At 33.6% G+C, this 17,155-nt stretch carries 15 protein-coding genes; 11 read left to right on the top strand and 4 right to left on the bottom strand.

Annotation, left to right across the window (positions count from 1 at the left end; translation table 11 throughout):
- Window positions 1–75 precede the first annotated feature (75 nt).
- The 3 genes from RLT85_RS15090 to RLT85_RS09630 form a co-directional block, all read right to left on the bottom strand.
- Entirely contained in the window at window positions 76–504 is a 429-nt protein-coding gene (locus RLT85_RS15090; RefSeq protein ID WP_375712347.1) for a MauE/DoxX family redox-associated membrane protein, read from the bottom strand.
- A 114-nt stretch (window positions 505–618) separates the two neighbouring features.
- A complete protein-coding gene (locus tag RLT85_RS09635; protein ID WP_311401824.1) occupies window positions 619–1,530 on the bottom strand; it encodes a helix-turn-helix domain-containing protein in 912 nt (303 codons plus the stop codon).
- On the bottom strand, window positions 1,530–1,901 hold the full coding sequence (locus RLT85_RS09630; protein WP_311401823.1) for a DUF7793 family protein: 372 nt from the start codon (window positions 1,899–1,901) through the stop codon (window positions 1,530–1,532). Before RLT85_RS09630 ends, RLT85_RS09635 begins: the two co-directional genes overlap by 1 nt.
- A gap of 240 nt (window positions 1,902–2,141) precedes the next feature.
- On the opposite strand from RLT85_RS09630, the gene RLT85_RS09625 reads away from it, so the two are divergent.
- The 9 genes from RLT85_RS09625 to RLT85_RS09585 all read left to right on the top strand — a co-directional run bounded on the left by RLT85_RS09625 (window position 2,142) and on the right by RLT85_RS09585 (window position 13,262).
- On the top strand, window positions 2,142–4,547 hold the full coding sequence (locus tag RLT85_RS09625; RefSeq protein ID WP_311401822.1) for an aminotransferase class I/II-fold pyridoxal phosphate-dependent enzyme: 2,406 nt from the start codon (window positions 2,142–2,144) through the stop codon (window positions 4,545–4,547).
- Window positions 4,548–4,568: 21 nt separating this feature from the next.
- Complete coding sequence (locus RLT85_RS09620; protein WP_311401821.1) at window positions 4,569–5,405, top strand: RteC domain-containing protein; 837 nt, start codon at window positions 4,569–4,571, stop codon at window positions 5,403–5,405.
- A gap of 222 nt (window positions 5,406–5,627) precedes the next feature.
- Window positions 5,628–5,912 carry a helix-turn-helix domain-containing protein gene (locus tag RLT85_RS09615; protein ID WP_311401820.1) on the top strand — a complete coding sequence of 95 codons (285 nt, stop codon included), beginning with the start codon at window positions 5,628–5,630 and terminating at the stop codon, window positions 5,910–5,912.
- Window positions 5,913–5,915: 3 nt separating this feature from the next.
- On the top strand, window positions 5,916–6,668 hold the full coding sequence (locus tag RLT85_RS09610; RefSeq protein ID WP_311401819.1) for a hypothetical protein: 753 nt from the start codon (window positions 5,916–5,918) through the stop codon (window positions 6,666–6,668).
- The gene (locus RLT85_RS09605; RefSeq protein WP_311401818.1) at window positions 6,652–7,314 is read left to right on the top strand and encodes a P-loop NTPase family protein; all 663 of its coding nucleotides are present in this window, start codon (window positions 6,652–6,654) and stop codon (window positions 7,312–7,314) included. The genes RLT85_RS09610 and RLT85_RS09605 overlap by 17 nt, the downstream gene beginning before the upstream one ends.
- Window positions 7,315–7,367: 53 nt before the next feature.
- On the top strand, window positions 7,368–8,096 hold the full coding sequence (locus tag RLT85_RS09600) for a DUF6577 family protein (protein ID WP_311401817.1): 729 nt from the start codon (window positions 7,368–7,370) through the stop codon (window positions 8,094–8,096).
- A 23-nt stretch (window positions 8,097–8,119) separates the two neighbouring features.
- Window positions 8,120–9,166 (top strand): nucleotidyl transferase AbiEii/AbiGii toxin family protein, encoded by a 1,047-nt coding sequence (locus RLT85_RS09595; RefSeq protein ID WP_311401816.1) that lies wholly within the window; start codon window positions 8,120–8,122, stop codon window positions 9,164–9,166.
- Window positions 9,167–9,184: 18 nt separating this feature from the next.
- The gene (locus tag RLT85_RS09590; protein WP_311401815.1) at window positions 9,185–9,955 is read left to right on the top strand and encodes an HNH endonuclease signature motif containing protein; all 771 of its coding nucleotides are present in this window, start codon (window positions 9,185–9,187) and stop codon (window positions 9,953–9,955) included.
- Between the two features lie 118 nt (window positions 9,956–10,073).
- Window positions 10,074–13,262, top strand: a complete 3,189-nt coding sequence (locus RLT85_RS09585; protein WP_311401814.1) for a hypothetical protein — start codon at window positions 10,074–10,076, stop codon at window positions 13,260–13,262.
- Window positions 13,263–13,329: 67 nt separating this feature from the next.
- Here the strand turns inward: RLT85_RS09585 and RLT85_RS09580 are convergent, their stop codons facing one another.
- Window positions 13,330–13,965, bottom strand: coding sequence for an N-acetylmuramoyl-L-alanine amidase family protein (locus tag RLT85_RS09580; RefSeq protein ID WP_311401813.1), 636 nt, complete (start codon window positions 13,963–13,965; stop codon window positions 13,330–13,332).
- A 189-nt stretch (window positions 13,966–14,154) separates the two neighbouring features.
- Here RLT85_RS09580 and RLT85_RS09575 point away from each other — a divergent pair, with 189 nt between their 5' ends.
- Window positions 14,155–14,442: a hypothetical protein gene (locus tag RLT85_RS09575; protein ID WP_311401812.1), complete on the top strand. Its 288-nt coding sequence runs from the start codon at window positions 14,155–14,157 to the stop codon at window positions 14,440–14,442.
- 309 nt (window positions 14,443–14,751) lie between these two features.
- The gene (locus RLT85_RS09570) at window positions 14,752–17,154 is read left to right on the top strand and encodes a TraG family conjugative transposon ATPase (protein WP_311401811.1); all 2,403 of its coding nucleotides are present in this window, start codon (window positions 14,752–14,754) and stop codon (window positions 17,152–17,154) included.
- Window position 17,155 lies beyond the last annotated feature (1 nt).

The raw sequence follows: 17,155 nt of genomic DNA, 5'->3' as shown, positions 1-17,155 counted from the left end.
ATTTAAATGAATTAATATGCTTACTCTTTTTTACAGGTTTTCAGCTTTCTCCTGTCTTGTTGCGCAACAAAATCCTTATATACTTTTAATTGTTTTTTTTAAATAGAGGGTAAGTACTGCAATGATCAAACAACTAATAGTTATCCATAACTGTTGCTGCCACGAAAGGAATTTTAGCATTCCGCCACAAGAACAAGGAATATAGGGTACGATATAAAGAATCCCCAAATTATAACAGGTGTATATTGCTAATATACTTATGGTTAGGTATAATCCAATTAGGTGAGAGCGAGGGAAAAGGAGTAAAACAACAGCTAACAATTCTAATATAGGAATGAACCAAGACAATAGAGAGATCTCAGTCTCTGGAATAGACAAAAGAGGGGAATTCAATAAATTGAGTTCTACATTATCTCTAAATATAATCTGAGTAATTCCTACATAAGTAAATAAGATGACCAAAACACAAGTACCAATAATAATTCTATTTCTTTTAATGCTCATAATCCTTTAGTTGTTTGATAGGCTAAAGGTGCATCATCTAATTTATTAGTTACGGAGTAAATATTACCTATAGCGTATTTAATCAAACCATATCAAAATTTATGATAGCTAAATCTATCTTTTTCGGTAATAACTAGGAGGATATCCATATTTGTTCTTGAAAACCTTAGAGAAATGAGGGAAACTCCTAAAACCTAAAGAATGAGCAATAATCTTTAGGGAAGTAGGTGTATTTTTGATCATTACCATAGCCTGACCTAAACGCTTTTCGAGATGGAATTTGAAGATAGTAATTTGATAAAGCTCCTTAAATCCCTTTTTCAACTTGTATTCGTTAAGATGAAAAAGTCTTGAAAGACTTGAAATAGAAGGAAGAGGTTCATGGAGATGTTCTAAAATAAATTGATGAACTGCTCTAATTTTTTGTATATCGGCTTGGAACTGTAAGATAGTACCTGCTCGATACGAGGGGAGCTTAATAGAACCACTGAGTTCTTCTTGTAAACTTATCTGTTTTATGATTTTAAGACCTCGAATAAAATAATAAGGTTTATCTGAAGAAGTCAAAATATGGCAATAACCCCAGCAATCAATAGGATAAGAATCTAGGGGCAAAAAGGTGAGCAATAATTTGACTACAAAACCATGATTTATACTTTTTTGAGCATTTTTGATCTGTTTCCTTAAGTTTTCAAATGAATAAGAATTTGTAAATTTATGAATAGGTTGGTTTATAATTTTCTCATGAGGGTATTTTAAGAGTTTATTGAAAAGAGAATTGGTGGCGAAAATATTAAAATCAGAGTCCAAAAGAAAAGCATAAGGTTCAGCTAAATCTTTTTCTCCAAAGGATCCAGGATGAACAAAAAAATCGCTCAACTCCTCAGCCAGTAGATTCAGCATTAAAGAGAATGCTTCGATATCATCTTGCTTGTCGCTTAATTCAATACGAAAAGCAAAATTTCCTCTAGCAAGTTCGTAAATCATTTTTCTTAGTTTTTCTAAACGTTCCTCTTGATCCATCATTATTTAAATTGATTTAAATAATGAATGGCTTTGTTTTTAGTAATAAAAACAGCAGTTGAAACCAAGGGTTGATTCACTTCAATAAAAAAGCGAGTCATGTAATCACTAATATTTGGATTTACTAAATAAGCCACGGCCTTAACAAGTAGAGAGCCTTGGATTGCTAAATATTTTCTGGCTTTTAAATCGGGAAAACTCATCTGTCGCATGTCACAGAGAATGGGGTAAGCTTGTTCTCGTTGCATACCTAACCGTGCAGCAACAATTTTTTCAGCCGATTGGATATCAAAATTTTGAATAGGTAAATAAGTAAAATAAAGAATACCATCCTTAATAAATATCTCGGCGTAATCATGTTTTAAAAAGTCCATAGACACTGGTAATTTTCCCTTAAAGTAGTAAATATTTATTTTCTCGTCATTTGGTTTAAAGGGATTTGAATGAATTTCATCACTTAAGATTGCTTTTAAACTATGAATACTTATCTATAAAGGATGTAATGTTACTTACAAAGGATTTCTTGATTGAATTTTACAATACCCTTACGGATAAAGGATTAAAGTTTTATAGCTTGGAGAATTCAAATGATATGATAACTAAAACAAAACAGGATGGCACAGGTAAAACACAATCATTTTTTAGATACAGTAGATCAGGTATTTAATTATGCAAAAGAACTAAAGATTCTACATTTAGAGGCTCAAGGAGAGAAGTTTAATGGAAGATCAATACGTATAGAAGGAAAAGATGTATTCCATTTTGGAACAACTGGTTATTTAGGATTAGAGCAAGATGAGCGTTTAAAAGAAGGTGCAAAAAAAGCAATTGATAATTTTGGAACTCAATTTCCTTTGTCTAAATCTTATATAGCACATCCCTTATATAAAAACTTAGAGAAAATGCTTTATAGAATATATGGTCAGCCTGTAGTGATTGCCAAAAATGCAACACTGGCTCATATGGCTGCAATACCAGTGATTGCACGAGATAATGATGCTATTTTATTAGATCATCAAGTGCATTGGAGTGTGCAAGATGCCGCAAAACGTTTAAAGTTGAGAGGGGTGAAAGTGGAGCTGGTAAGACACAATAGATTGGATATTTTAGAGAAAAAAATTCAAGAAATAAGTTCGACGGTAGATAAGATATGGTATATGGCGGATGGCGTTTATTCCATGTATGGAGACTTTTCACCCGTAAATAAGCTACTAAAGTTATCAAAGAAGTATAAACAATTGCATTTATATTTTGATGATGTCCATGGGATGAGTTGGTTTGGAGAAAATGGACGTGGTTATGTATTTGAACAACTTCAATCTTTACCAAATAAAGTATGTATTGTAGGTACTTTAAGCAAGACTTTTGGAGCAAATGGTTCGTTCATTATTTGTGGAGATAAACTCATCCAACAAAAAATTAAAAACTTTGGAGGCCCATTAACCTTTTCAGCTCAGTTAGATCCAGCATCGGTAGGAGCGGCGATAGCTTCAGCAAAAATTCATTTATCGAAGGAAATCACTAAGTTTCAAAAAGAATTAAAAGATAAAATTGATTACTTTAATATGCTTTTGGAGAAGTATCAACTTCCGTTAGTAGAAAAAAATGAATCTCCAGTATTTTTTATTGCTACAGGAGTACCTGAAACAGGTTATCAACTTACACGTCTCTTGTTAGACGGAGGTTTTTATGTTAATATGGGATTATTTCCAGCAGTACCATCAACGAATACAGGTCTACGCATAACTATTTCAAGACACAATCAAAAAGAAGACATTCTTGAATTAACCAAAGCTTTAGCAAAGTTGTATCCTAATGTTATGGCAACTACAGGAAACACGATGGAAAGGTTAAGTAAAGCTTTTAAGCAGGATTTCTATTTTAAAGAAGAGAAGGTAGAAGATGTTAATTTTAAAGTTATACAAAAACACAGTATTGAAGAAATTGATAGGAAGTTGTGGAATGAAAGTTTTTTAGGCGAAGGTATCTTAGATTGGGATGGTTTCCACTTTATAGAAAAATGCTTCCGGCATCATCAACTTAAAGAGCATCAGTGGAAGTTTTTTTATATACAAATATTTGATTGTAGTGGTGAATTATTAGTTTTGGGTGCCTTTACGCTAAGCTTATGGAAAGATGATTTATTAACTAAATCATCAATATCAAAACAAATAGAGTTGAAAAGAATAAACGATCCTTATTTTTTAACTTCTAAGGTACTGAGTTTAGGCTCACTTTTTTCTGACGGTCTCCCTTTGTACATAAATAAAAATAGCCACAAAGAGCAAAAAGCAGTGAATGTATTGTTTCAAACCTTGGAAGATATAGCATCAAAAAATAATGCCTCTCAAATCATATTAAGGGACTTTAATCTTTCTAGTTCATACAAAAATACATTTCAGTTACAAGGTTTTATTCCTGTGCATATGCCAGAGGTATGTGTAATTGAAGAGATGAAATGGTCTTCATTAGAAGAATATGTAAACACGCTATCTAAGAAATCAAAAAAACATTTTGAGAAAGACATAGCGGCTTATAGTCACCTGGTTGAAATTGAAACGATAGATGAAGTGAACGAAGAAAAGTTATCCCATTTTTATAAATTATTTAAAAATGTAAAAAATAAAAATTTTGGGTTAAATACGTTTACCTATCCTAAGACGGTCTTTGAAGAAATGAATAAGTCTAAGCATTGGGAGTTTATCTGCATATATATTAAGAATAATAGTTCTGAGACAAAAAGAGCGATAGGAGTAATGTTCTGTTATAAAAATGGGCAGAGTACCTACGTCCCAAGTTTAATAGGTTTAGATTATACCTATAATGAAAAATACCAAACCTATAGACAATTATTATTTGCAAGTATATGGCGAGCTAATAAAGCAGGTTTTCAGAAAGTTGATTTTGGAATAAGTGCAAACTTTGAGAAGAAAAAATTAGGGGCAAAAGTAATACCTAAAATAGCTTATGTTCAGAGTGATACCAACTTTAAAATGGATTATTTAGAAACACAACAATAATTAGTTAAATGGTTTTAAGTTATGAAATATGCCGAAGATATTATACAAAAGTTCACGACTCAAATGTACTCGTTAAATGAAGAGAACGAAAAACCCTTAAAAAAAGCACTTCAAGGAATTTCTTTATGCAATAAAACTTTATCTAAATTAAAAAGATTTGTCGAAGAGAAAGATTTTGAAACCATACCTAGTGAAATATATTTTTTTAAAAGTATAAAGACAGTTCCCATGAGTTACTTAATTTATTTTACTGAATTAAGAACTTGCGAACTACAAAAGCCTAAAGCAGGGATTCAATACCAAGTTAATTTTTTAGAAAAAGAATTAAAGAAAATCAACAAATTTTTTTATCGAAACTCAGATTTTGTATACTATATGGAGTTGGGGCATACTTATTTGGATCATCAATTTTTCTCTCGTACAGATCGACCTGAATTCCCTGTAAGTCCTCTGGCCGATTACTACCAGTTTCCTGAGTTTTCTACATCCCATGATATGCTATGGTCAAAAGTAAAAGCGATGAATAAATTGATTCATTTTATAAGGCAAACTTTAGAGCGACTTAAACCTGGAAAGTATAAAGAATGGCAAAGCAAACAACATGAGGTATTGGTATGGACTGCACCAAAAACAGCTTTAATAGAGTTAATTTATGCGCTTTACTCGGTGAATTCCCTCAATCACGGAGCCGCGGATTTAAGAGCAATAACCTCAAGTTTTGAAGATTTTTTTAACATCAAGTTAAATCAAATCTATAAAACATATTCAGAAATGAAAGAACGTAGAGGAAGTCGAACTAAATTTTTAGATGAGCTAAGTATTCATCTAAAACATAAGATGGATAAAGAAGATCATTGAGAATTATATTCTTTACTCAAGCTATATTAAAAGGGATTAAATCGTAAGGTTTAGTCCCTTTTTTAGGGAAAACAAATGTTAAATTTTATCGGTATTACGATGCGTATAGGGAAAGATTAGGGAAATGGTTAGAGAGATTTGTTACACGAAAGTCAAACTTAGGGAGGGGCTTTTCATAAACGAGAAATGATGTAGCCCCTCTCTTTTTAAAATCATTTTATTATGCCAACAAGTATTATTACCACCGACGATCTTCGAGAATTCAAAATGGAATTGCTCGATGACATTAAAAATCTTCTTGCCAAACAAACTTCAGGAAGAATTAAAAAATACCTCAAATCTTCAGAGGTTATGGATTTACTGCAAGTAAGTCCGGGAACGCTCCAAAATTTAAGAATAAATGGCACCCTTCCCTACACAAAAGTAGGTGGCATTATTTACTATGATGCAGAAGAAATTCAGAATGTAATGACAGCCAACCGTGTGCAGCACGGTCTAAATTCTTAAGCTATGAACTACATAAAGCTACTCAATGCGGCTTTTGAAAAATTCTTTTTTGATGACCGCCTAAATCCCACCCATATAAGTCTTTATATGGCTTTATTCCAGGAATGGAATAGCAGCCGTTTTGCAGATGATTTTTTTGTGAACCGGAGAGAGTTGATGCGCGTCGCAAAAATTGGCTCAAAAACTACTTATCACCGCTGCGTTACAGACCTTCATTCTTGGAATTATCTCATCTACTATCCTTCAAATAATCCTTACAAGGGGAGCAAAATAAAGATGACCATTATCAAGACAACTGATGGTACGGATACGGGACAGTACAGTCCCATATTAGAACAGATTGCGGAACAGTACCGTCCCAGAAGTGTACCGGTCGTGGGACACAACCATCCCATATCTGGACAAGCTGTGGACTCGCACCGTCCCGTGAGTGGACAAGCACTGGTATCTAATATAAACAATACCAAACAAGTAAACAATATAAAACAACCAAAGGGCTGGCAGGCCATTATTAATTTTTTCATTAAAAAATGTTTTAATGCTGATGAAGGAAAAAAATTCTTCGAGCATTATGAAGCCAACGATTGGAAAACAAGTGATGGAAAACCAATACGAGATTGGCAGGCTTTAGCCGTCAATTGGATGGATCGAACCGAATTGTTTGCCAAAGAAAACAAACCAAACAAAAAGGGAGCGTCCCAAAATCGGAACAACCTCAAAACCACTAAAACCAAGAATTATGGACAACCCCTCTAAAATAACCGAAGGCGGCGTGGAATATTCGCTGGGCAAATTTGACGGGAAATGTGTGCTTTACGATTTTCCAAAAATTCTGATTTACCTAAATGCAAAGGGCAAGCTGCTTTTTGGCGAAAAATTCAAAATCTATGAAGAGGACAAGGATATTTTACTGAAACTCTGTTCCTACTTCATCAAGGACAAGGAAAACTGCCAAAAATTTCAGATCGATGTTGACAAAGGTATTTTACTATCGGGCCCGGTAGGGTGTGGTAAAACCAGCTTAATGAAACTTTTACGACATTTAGTACCGTTGCAACGCCCGTATGAAATGATTCCCTGTCGGAATGTTGCATTCAGTTTTAATCATCTTGGTTTTAAAACCATCGAGGACTATGGCAACACTAAGTTTTTCTGTTTTGACGATCTGGGCGCAGAACCCGCCGGAAGGTTTTACGGCAAGGATCTGAACGTGATGGGTGAAGTCCTTTTGTCCCGATATGAGCTTTACCTTCAGACCAAACACAAGATCAAAACCCACGCGACTACGAACTTAAACGCTGAGGAATTGGAAGAACGCTATGGTAATCGCGTGAGAAGCCGGATGCGAGAACTGTTTAATTTGATTGCTTTTGATAAAGGGGCTGGGGATAAGAGGAAATAATTAAACTTTGGCAAATTTATCGTATTTTGCCAAAGTTTAAAAAAAGTGATATTTTGACTAATACAATAGAAAATAAAATACCATCCTATTTTAAAGAGCATAAATCAATTTCCAAAAGTGATTTGGTTAAATGTATTCTAAAGGATTTCCCTGAATTTAAGGAAAGTTCTATCAATGTTTATTTATCTAAATTAAAAAAAGCAGGACTTCTAAAAAACCCAACTAGAGGCGTTTATGCGTTGGAAGAAAAAAAAGAATTCCTTCCCAATATTGATAGTAAACTGAAACGCTTGTTCAACAAAATAAAAAAGGATTATCCGTTCATAGATTTTTGCATTTGGAACACGGTATGGCTCAACGATTTTATGCGCCACCAACCTTTTAAATTCTATACCATTGTAGAACTTGAAAAAGATGTAGCTCAATCCGTTTTTTACAAATTAAAAGACCAAGGTAAATCCGTTTTTTTAGAACCAGATGCCGAAACTTTTGAACTGTACATCCACAATAGCGATGATGTAATTATTTTAAAGCAGTTGGTTTCCGAAGCACCCATAGTCGAAATCGAAAATGTAGTAATTCCATCGCTAGAGAAACTTCTGGTAGATATGATTATTGATACCGACCTCTATGCTGCCCAACAAGGGGAATTGGATTTTATATATCAATCGGCATTTGACAAGTTTGGCATTAACCAAGGGAAAATGAAGCGCTATGCCCACAGACGAAATAGAGAGAAAGAAGTTGAAAAAAGAACAAATTTAACTTTGGCAAATAATTGATTTTTTGCCAAAACTTAATATAAATGATTAAAGAAAGTACATATCATCCAGAGTGGATTTACGAGGTCAAAAAAAGACTAGGTAAAAAGTATGACCCAAAACTGATAGAGAAAGTCATTTATGCCTTGATATTATTAGAACAGCTAAAGGTAAATGGCTTAGAATTTATCTTTAAGGGTGGAACTGCTCTGTTATTGGCAACAGAAAAGCCAAAAAGATTTTCCATTGACATCGATATTATAACCGAACAAACACAAAGTAAAATCGAAACCATTTTGGAAAAAATTTGTGAAACGACCATCTTTATAAATTGGGAAGATGACAACAACAGAAAGTATACACCTGATGCACCTGTGGGACATTTCAAAACATACTATAAAAGCAATGTTGATGGCAGTATTGAACCCATACTGTTAGATTTGCTATACACACCAAATCCATATCCCGAACTTACGGAAATGCCGATTGCCCACGATTGGATTCAAACAGAAGGCGAAATCAATAACGTGAAGATACCTACTTTTGATGCCATTTTAGGCGATAAATTAACCGCCTTCGCACCAAAAACTACAGGAATTTTATATACCAAAGGAAGACCGGTAGAAATTATCAAACAGCTATTTGACGTTGCTTTTTTAATGGATAATATTTCTGATTTGAATGTAGTACGTAATAGCTACTCAAAGGTAGTTAAAGAAGAACTTTCCTTTAGAAAATTGGATTTGACCGCAGAACAGGTCTTAAATGATACGCAAGAGGCCTGTTATGTGCTTTCAACCCGTGATACTACATCTGATGAATTTAAACACCTTCAAACAGGCGTTAGCAATTTTACAAATTTTACCATTGAGAAATTTAATATCGAGGAAGCAATCACAGCAGCTTCAAAAGTGGCATACTTATCCGAACTAATAAAATCGTCTGACGATATTAAGATTGACAGATTTGCCAACCCATTAGTCGTTAAAGATTGGTTGATTGAAAATCCTCAATTTAATAAACTGAATAAGCTAAAAAAGAGTAACCCTGAGGCTTTCTTTTATTGGTATAAAACTGTTTTAAATCGGTAATATAGAAAACTTTAATAGATGAAAAGAAACAAAAAACGTATACCAATACCTAAAGTAGCAAAAGTAAAAGCAGAGCTGCAAAAAGAAATTGGTTCAATTTGTCCCTTTTGTACGAACGATGATGTAGGTCATTTTCAAATTCATCATATCGATGAAGATCCTTCAAATAATGACACTTTTAATCTACTATTATTATGCCCAACTTGTCATTCAAAAATAACTAAGGAAGACATTTCAAAACAAGATGTAATCGACAAAAAACTAAACCTAAGAAATAAAGAATCTTTAGTTCAGTTCATATCTGTATCTATTGATGAAGAAAATTGTGGATGGAGACCATTTAGAAATGCCACAAATGCTTTTGAGGCGGTAAAAGAACAGTCATTGTTTCCAATATTCAATTTCAGCTTAATAAATAACTCAAGTAAGACATTATTGCTCACAAGCGTTAGGGTTAAAGCAAAAAATCTTCCCATAGGTTTATCAGGTTCAAACATTCCTTTACCAAATATTTTAAGACCGACTATTACCTATAAAATTAAAATGCCTTCTGATGGAGAGATTGAAGAAACAATATTGCAAGATGAATTAGAAATACCATCTACAAGAGCCTTCAAGTTTAAGATCGAATTATATGCTGAATCTATGGAAGCCTTTAAACCACCATTCTGCAAGTACGCAGTCTTTTTTGAATTTGGCTTTAATAATGAGTTCTTAACTGAAATTCCAATGATTCTTTTAAATAGCAGTAAGTACTATGAAGAATTAAGATATTATGGCTTAGCCTAATAATTACGTAAAAACGTAAGATGTTATAATCTTAATTTATTATATTGGGATTCGCCAAACAGAGATAGATTTTTGATTCAAGCTGATGGATTTTCATTAGCTTTTTTTGTTTATAAATATGAAGAAAATAGAAGATACAGAAGATAATAAGCAACATAATTTAAGTCCCTCAGAGTTTTATAGAATGATTAGACCAGAAAACTTTTCAGATTCTGAAAATACATCTTCTTATATTCTTACTGAGGAACTATTAGCATTTGAACTTTCCAAAATTACTCAGAATCAAAAAGAGAATCAGTTTGAAACTCTTTCAAGAAAAATGGCAGAGAAATTAGTGGCTCCAAATTTAATACCGCAGGTGGGCCCTACTGGTGGAGGTGATGGTAAAACCGACTCAGAAACCTATCCTGTTTCAGATTCAATTTATGATAGGTGGTTTGTTCCTGATAATGGGTGGAATAAAGATGAGAAATGGGCTATTGCTATAAGTGCAAAAGCCACTTGGAAGAGCAAATTAAAAAGTGACATCAAAAGTATTTTATCGACTGAACGTGAATACACTCGTATCTACTTTATCACAAATCAAACACCTTCAAGTAAAAAAAAGAAGGATGCGCAGGATGAATTTATAAAAGAATTTAAAATTGATATCATCATTCTTGATGGTGTTTGGATACTAGAAAACACTTACTCTCAGAACTTAATTAATTTAGTTGTGGAGTCCTTGAATTTATCTAGTGTTTATCTACAACCTGATAAAATGTTAGGCTCAAACGATTCTAGAAGAGAAAAAGAGCTTTCTGAACTAGAGAAAAATGTAAATGATATTAAAAGATATTCAGACTACGATTTTCAATTAGTCGAAGATGCACTTCAAGCAGCTATTTTAAGCAGGCAACTAGAAAAACCAAGAACGGAATTAGAAGGTAAATTTGATAGAGTTGAAAGATTACTAACAAAAACTGAAAACAAAGGTCAATCTTTGAGATTGAGTTACCAAAAAGCTTGGACATATATAAATTACTATGATGATTATGAAACTTTTTTAGCTGAGTTCTATAAGTTTAAAAAAACCTTCGCTTCCTTTACTACTATCTCCTCGATAGAATCTTACTCTACGCTTATTACTCTGCTCAGAACTGTTCATTTTTATAGCAATGAAGTCATTACCAATAAAATATTTGAAAAGGAAAGTAGAGAGTTCAAAAGTTGTTTAGAGAATATCAAGTTACAATGCAATACATCTAGTATGTCCTTAGCAGCCTCAATGTTTCTTGATATAATGCTCTCATTCGATGGAATTAAGGATAATAAAAACCTAAAACAGATATTTAAAAGGATGAAGGCTAATTTAATTTTAGCTGAAAATAGGTTAGAATTCCCCTTCGAACAATTTCAGAAGATGATTGCCAATATGGGGAATGTTGTTATAGATTCAGATGAGTTTGATGACTTATATGATACTATAACCAGAATATCTGGAGAAAGAAATTCGCAAATGGATATTGGACAGCTTTATATAAATAGAGGTGGTCAAAAGATGAAAAACAATAGATTTAAGGAGGGCCTAATTTATTTTGGTAAAGCTGTAGCTAAACTTTCTAAAAACGAAAGTCAATATGGTTTTTATCTAGCTACGAGAGGTCTAAGTCAAGCTTACAATGAATTGGGATTGTATAATGCATCATATTCAAGTAAAATTGCGAGTATATCTATACTGTTGAAGTCTTTTTTTGATGATGGGAATCTTGATTCAAGACTTTTACAGTTACTAGACCAACATTTAAGTCACGAAATTCTCTATGGTCGATTTCCGCATATTCTTACTTGGCACGAACTATATCAAATAATATATCAGCAGTTTAAAAATCAAGGAGAGGCAGAAGAAATAGAAGCACTAACAAAATTTGATGCTTATATGTGCATTAGATTATTGAATGCTGATATAGATTCAGAAACACTCGGAAAACTTCCTTCAATATTAAAAAAAGAAGGATTTCTCTTAGCTGAAGATACAAGTCTATTTCTTCTTGGGCATACGGGTGAAGTACTCCCAAATTTTAAGGAAGCGGGTATTTCTTCTATAAAAGACTTGGAGGAGTATTATCAGACAGTTGCTAGTCAGCCACTAAATGAACAATTTGTTTTTCCAATCAATTTTATAGACAGCCCCAGTTCATTTGTATCATCCAAAATTTTAGGTACGGAGTTCGTTATTAGCTTCGAAACAAACAACTCACTTCTAATTTCAGCAGAAACAATTATAGCTTATATAGAAGGTTTTTTAGGTACATCTATGGAAGATCTTTATCCTAATTCCGAGAAAATTCAAATTGAATTAATACACCAGAAAAACACATTCGCTATTGAAGAAACAGACCAAACAAACTCTTATAAGGTTTTTTGGGATAGCTCATTTCATTCAGCAAATAACTTCGATAAAGTTATAGAATGTTGTTTAAACCTTATTTCTAGAATTTTAGCGAAAAATTTCTTGATTAATGACGTAGAAGATTATTTAACTGACCTTTTCAAAAACCAAGAAGTCAATGAGAGGCTAAGCGTACTAATCAATCATAAGGCTTTCCTTTCAAATGTTCTAGGTAACTCTCCTCGTTTGACTCTTAAAGACTGGACTGACGGTAAAGAATCGAAAATTTCAATCAGGAAAAAGCCCTTCATAATAAATAATCTCTCAAAGAAAAATAAGGCGAAAATTAAGAAGCCTAAACTTAAAAAAAACTTCGACGACTTAAACGCCGTTCCACACAATAAAAGAAAAGTAATAACAGTAATAGAAAATCATTTGTGGGATAAAGCAAGTTGGAAAGGTATGGGAGTAGCTCCATATAGAAACGGTATTGGTTTAATTATTGGTTTTGAAAATATTGAGTTTGGAGAGAAAATTTTTAAGGATTGGATTGAAAGGTTCGGAATAAATGATAGTGACAACAGAATCAAAATAAGCATTATAACTGAGATGGATCCAAAGAATCCGTATTGGTATGTAGTTATGTTTTCAAGTAATATTAATCCATCTAGTTTAGATAATGATTTAGTTTTTGTAACACCGTGTAGATTTCATTTAATGAATGCTTCAACAAATCAGAATCTTTTAATTCTTAAAGAAGGAATTAAAAGATTTAGTTCTATTAAGGTCTTTCCTGGCGAAATTGAAAAAGACCTTCTGAGAACGAAAGTGAATTTTGAGTTATTCATAGAGAAAACTGAAATTACATTTGTAAAAAAGAGTGATATCAAAGAAAACGATATTGAATCTGCTGCATTGATAAACTTTGACAATTAGCTCCTAAAAAATATCTCAATCAAATTCCTCAAACACCTAACAACCTCTAAATATAAATCTCCCATAACTATGCATTTTTAATAATTGATTCCAGTAGCGCAATCGCAATACCATTCTGTTTTTCTTTCTTAGCTAAATACTTCGCTTCATCCTTTGATGATAAAAACCCCAATTCCAAAAGTACAGATACACAATCATCAACGGTTTCCCGCAACAGCTTAAAATTAGCAAACTTCACACCTCTGCTTTCAAAACCTAATTTTCTATTAAGTTCGTCTTGAAGCTGAAAGGCTAGCCAAACAGATTCTTCAGAATATATCCCTTGCGCTCTTGAGGAATAAACCTCAATCCCTCTCGCATTCGGATTATCCGAATGATTGCAATGCAAAGAAACAAACAAATCAGCTTTTAGAGCTTTAGCCAGCTTCGTTCTATCCGATAACGAAATAAGTGTATCACTATAACGAGTCAAATAAATATCTAAAGGCTTTTCCAGTTCATTATTCAGCTTCAAAATAGCATTCGCAATATCCAATACCACATCTTTTTCTTGGATGACTTTTACACCTATTGTACCAGCATCTTTTCCACCGTGTCCAACGTCTATAATTATTCGTTTTTGGGTTGCTGTTTCCTGTCCAAAACTGATACACATTTTGAAGAGCAAAAACACAAAACTGACGTTTTTGAGCAATTTTTTCATTTTCAACTTTCAGGTTATCAACAACTTGCTTTCAAAAATTCATAGTATTTGATACCAAATAATAACAACGGAATTCAAATGAAACCAAATAATATTTTATTCACAAATATTTGATTATCAGTTATTTATAAGCAAATATATGTAAATTTAAGAAGGATAAAATGAATAAAAATTCTAAACTTTTTTATTATGAAAAAATCAATCTACATAGCAACTTTTTTATCGTTGATCTCAACATCACTTTTTGCTCAAATTGGTGGCATTGAAGATTCCGTTGATGATGTTTCTGATACCATTCGGAGCATCTTCCCAATTATTCTAGGTATTATTTTCCTTATTGGCTTCCTATTTAATGCGGGACACTTCTTTGGAGAGAACGCAGATTTAAAAAAAGGAATTACTCGTGTACTCGTCTTTGTTTTGATTGCCGGTGCAGTCGTTGGCATCTTCACTTACCTAATTGGAATCGTAGTCTAAATCTCTATGAAGCGTTTTAAAATTTAGCAAGAATACCTATGAAAAAGTTTGAAGTCTATAAAAATATCAGGAAAAAGGCAGTCATTTTTGGACTGCCCATTTCCCTTTTTGCTTTAATGATGGTGTCCGTTCTTGCATCACTATTGATCGTTATCTTCTCTTTCAGCTTCGGAATGATTATAACTATACTGGTTTTTAATGCTGCCTTATATATAGCCTTGACAAGAATAACACACAATCCGCAGATTTTCCAAATAGCAAAAACATTTCCAAGAATTATAAGTAACAAACAAAACACAGGTCTCAATTATGAACAAGATTAACCTTTCGGCATATCAGCCTATCGCAGATATTCAAGACAATATCATTTTTGCTAATAATGGCAATGTAGTATTGTGTTATGAAGGCAATCTGCCAGAAATCTATTCCTTGTCCGAAAAGGATTTTGAGGATATGCACGGTGCTTGGTTTCAAGCGTTAAAATCGCTGCCAGTTGGGACTGTGGTTCACAAACAGGATATCTACTTGAAGAAATCATATTCTTCCGAAGAACTACCGAACACCACTTTTTTGGAAAAAGCTACACACGAGCATTTTAAAGGTCGCGGACATATTGAGCACAGCTGTTATTTATTCTTCATCTTGACCAAAAATAAGACACTCAATAATCCTAAGTATGTGAATCCCTTCAGAAAAGTCTCAAAGGGAATCGTACAAGAACTGGATGACAACATAAAGAGTTTCGCCAACTCGGTAAGTGATTCAGTTTCTTTCATCAACAATAGCCGAAAGATGGATTTTGTTTCGCTTAAAGCGGGCGACATACAACAATTAACTAATGCCTACTTCAATGGCTTCAACGAAGGCTATGATACCGATATTTTACTGGACAAAAAAAGCGTCAATATTGGCGAAAATCATTTTGATGCCCTGGCCATCAACAGCGAACTGTGCTTTGGCGAAAGTGTACAGAGCAGCAAAACCAATGAGAAATTCACTTCTGACGATTTTGTGTTTCATCAAGGGTTTGTTGATGGCTTAGGGCTTACGCTTAACGAGAACCATATTGTTAATCAGATTATTTATTTGGATGACAAACAGAAGTGGCGCAAGCTGCTCGATAAGAAGATTGAGGAACTCAACAAAAGTTCCAACTTCGGTTCACAAAATAAAGTGGTGCTTGGCAAAATACAGCACATTCTTGACCAAATCAATGCCGATGATAATGCACGAATAATCCGTGGTCATTTGAACATTGTCTATTGGGCAAAGGAAGCTAAAGAGCTCGACAAAATAACTTCAAAAATAAAGACTGAATTTAAGGAACTGGATATCATCCCGTATTATCCAAGAGGCGAAGAACGTAAGAATTACATCCTTAATAGTTACTGCTGCTTTTCATCCAACTTTTCAAACAACGATTTATATGTTACCGATTTAAAACACGCGCTTTGTCTGTTCATTAATAATACCAATTACAAAAGTGATAAAACCGGAATCATCTTTAATGATAGAGAGCATAACATTCCAGTTCTAAAGGATGTTTGGGACGAAAAGAAGAAACGCATCAAGGCACGAAACTTTGCCATTTTTGCACCAACAGGCGAAGGAAAATCCTTTTTGGCCAATAACATTCTGCGTCAGTATTTTGAAAGTGGCGTTCGCTTGGTCATTATAGACTTAGGTGGTTCATACACCAAATTCGCAAAGCTCTATCCTGAACAATATACGGTGCTTCGCTATGAAAGTGGAAAGAACCTTGGTATCAATCCATTTTACATCAGTGATACAAATGACCTGACACCAGAACGTTTGGAAGACTTGTCTGTTTTCCTGTTTGAACTGTTTGCATCAGACTTAAAGGTTACAAAAGCACAATCGGTTTCGGTTAAAAAGATACTTCGCCATTATTATGATAGCATTTCAGAAAATCACTCTTTAGATGGTTTTTACAGCTTTATAGAAAGGAGTCAGGAAGATCTTCTGGACACATTAAAAATCCATCCCGACTATTTCAATATCACGAGCTTCTTGCACGTAATGTCCGAATATGTCGGCGATGGTCTATATAGTTTTCTTTTTGAAGTAAGCGAAGATCAGACCTATAAAATCGAGGACAAACGATTGATTGTCTTTGAACTGGATGAAGTAAAGGACAATAAGGAAATCTTGTCCGTGATGCTGAAGCTGATTAAGTCGGCTATCCAAAGAACCATTTGGAAAAATAGGGCTGAAAAAGGTATCATCCTTTTCGACGAGTTTGCCAAGCAACTGAAGTTTGAAAATGTTCTGGAAAGCGTAGAATTTTACTATCAAGCCATACGTAAACAAAACGGTGCGATTGGGATTATTCTACAATCCATTAATCAATTGCCTAACAATTCAACTTCAGCCAGCATATTGGAAAATACGCAGGTTATTTACAGCCTTAACAATGAAAAAGGTTATGACGAACTGGTTAAAAGACTCAACCTTTCAAGCCACGATTTAAACCAATTAAAGTCCATCAAAAACAACCTTTCCGGACCACGGAAGTACACCGAAATGTTTATTAAAATCGGTAGGGAAAGTAACATATTCCGTCTTGAAGTTCCGAAGGAAGTATATGCAGCTTACCTGACCGATGGACAGGAAAACGAAGAAATAATGAAGCTCTACAACGAGCATAACGATATGGAAAAAGCAATAATTCAATTCACATCTAAAACATAAT

Source organism: Mesonia ostreae (genome assembly GCF_031845265.1).
Classification (GTDB): domain Bacteria; phylum Bacteroidota; class Bacteroidia; order Flavobacteriales; family Flavobacteriaceae; genus Mesonia; species Mesonia ostreae.
The sequence above is the reverse complement of the archived record's forward strand: the minus strand, read 5'-3'. Positions and strand labels throughout refer to the sequence as shown.

Coding starts and splice junctions, on each gene's coding strand:
- RLT85_RS09590 (WP_311401815.1), top strand. CDS start 9,185: ATGAAAAGAAACAAAAAACGTATACCAATACCTAAAGTAGCAAAAGTA.
- RLT85_RS09630 (WP_311401823.1), bottom strand. CDS start 1,901: ATGGACTTTTTAAAACATGATTACGCCGAGATATTTATTAAGGATGGT.
- RLT85_RS09570 (WP_311401811.1), top strand. CDS start 14,752: ATGAACAAGATTAACCTTTCGGCATATCAGCCTATCGCAGATATTCAA.
- RLT85_RS09580 (WP_311401813.1), bottom strand. CDS start 13,965: ATGAAAAAATTGCTCAAAAACGTCAGTTTTGTGTTTTTGCTCTTCAAA.
- RLT85_RS09575 (WP_311401812.1), top strand. CDS start 14,155: ATGAAAAAATCAATCTACATAGCAACTTTTTTATCGTTGATCTCAACA.
- RLT85_RS09605 (WP_311401818.1), top strand. CDS start 6,652: ATGGACAACCCCTCTAAAATAACCGAAGGCGGCGTGGAATATTCGCTG.
- RLT85_RS09585 (WP_311401814.1), top strand. CDS start 10,074: ATGAAGAAAATAGAAGATACAGAAGATAATAAGCAACATAATTTAAGT.
- RLT85_RS15090 (WP_375712347.1), bottom strand. CDS start 504: ATGAGCATTAAAAGAAATAGAATTATTATTGGTACTTGTGTTTTGGTC.
- RLT85_RS09595 (WP_311401816.1), top strand. CDS start 8,120: ATGATTAAAGAAAGTACATATCATCCAGAGTGGATTTACGAGGTCAAA.
- RLT85_RS09635 (WP_311401824.1), bottom strand. CDS start 1,530: ATGATGGATCAAGAGGAACGTTTAGAAAAACTAAGAAAAATGATTTAC.
- RLT85_RS09610 (WP_311401819.1), top strand. CDS start 5,916: ATGAACTACATAAAGCTACTCAATGCGGCTTTTGAAAAATTCTTTTTT.
- RLT85_RS09625 (WP_311401822.1), top strand. CDS start 2,142: ATGGCACAGGTAAAACACAATCATTTTTTAGATACAGTAGATCAGGTA.
- RLT85_RS09615 (WP_311401820.1), top strand. CDS start 5,628: ATGCCAACAAGTATTATTACCACCGACGATCTTCGAGAATTCAAAATG.
- RLT85_RS09620 (WP_311401821.1), top strand. CDS start 4,569: ATGAAATATGCCGAAGATATTATACAAAAGTTCACGACTCAAATGTAC.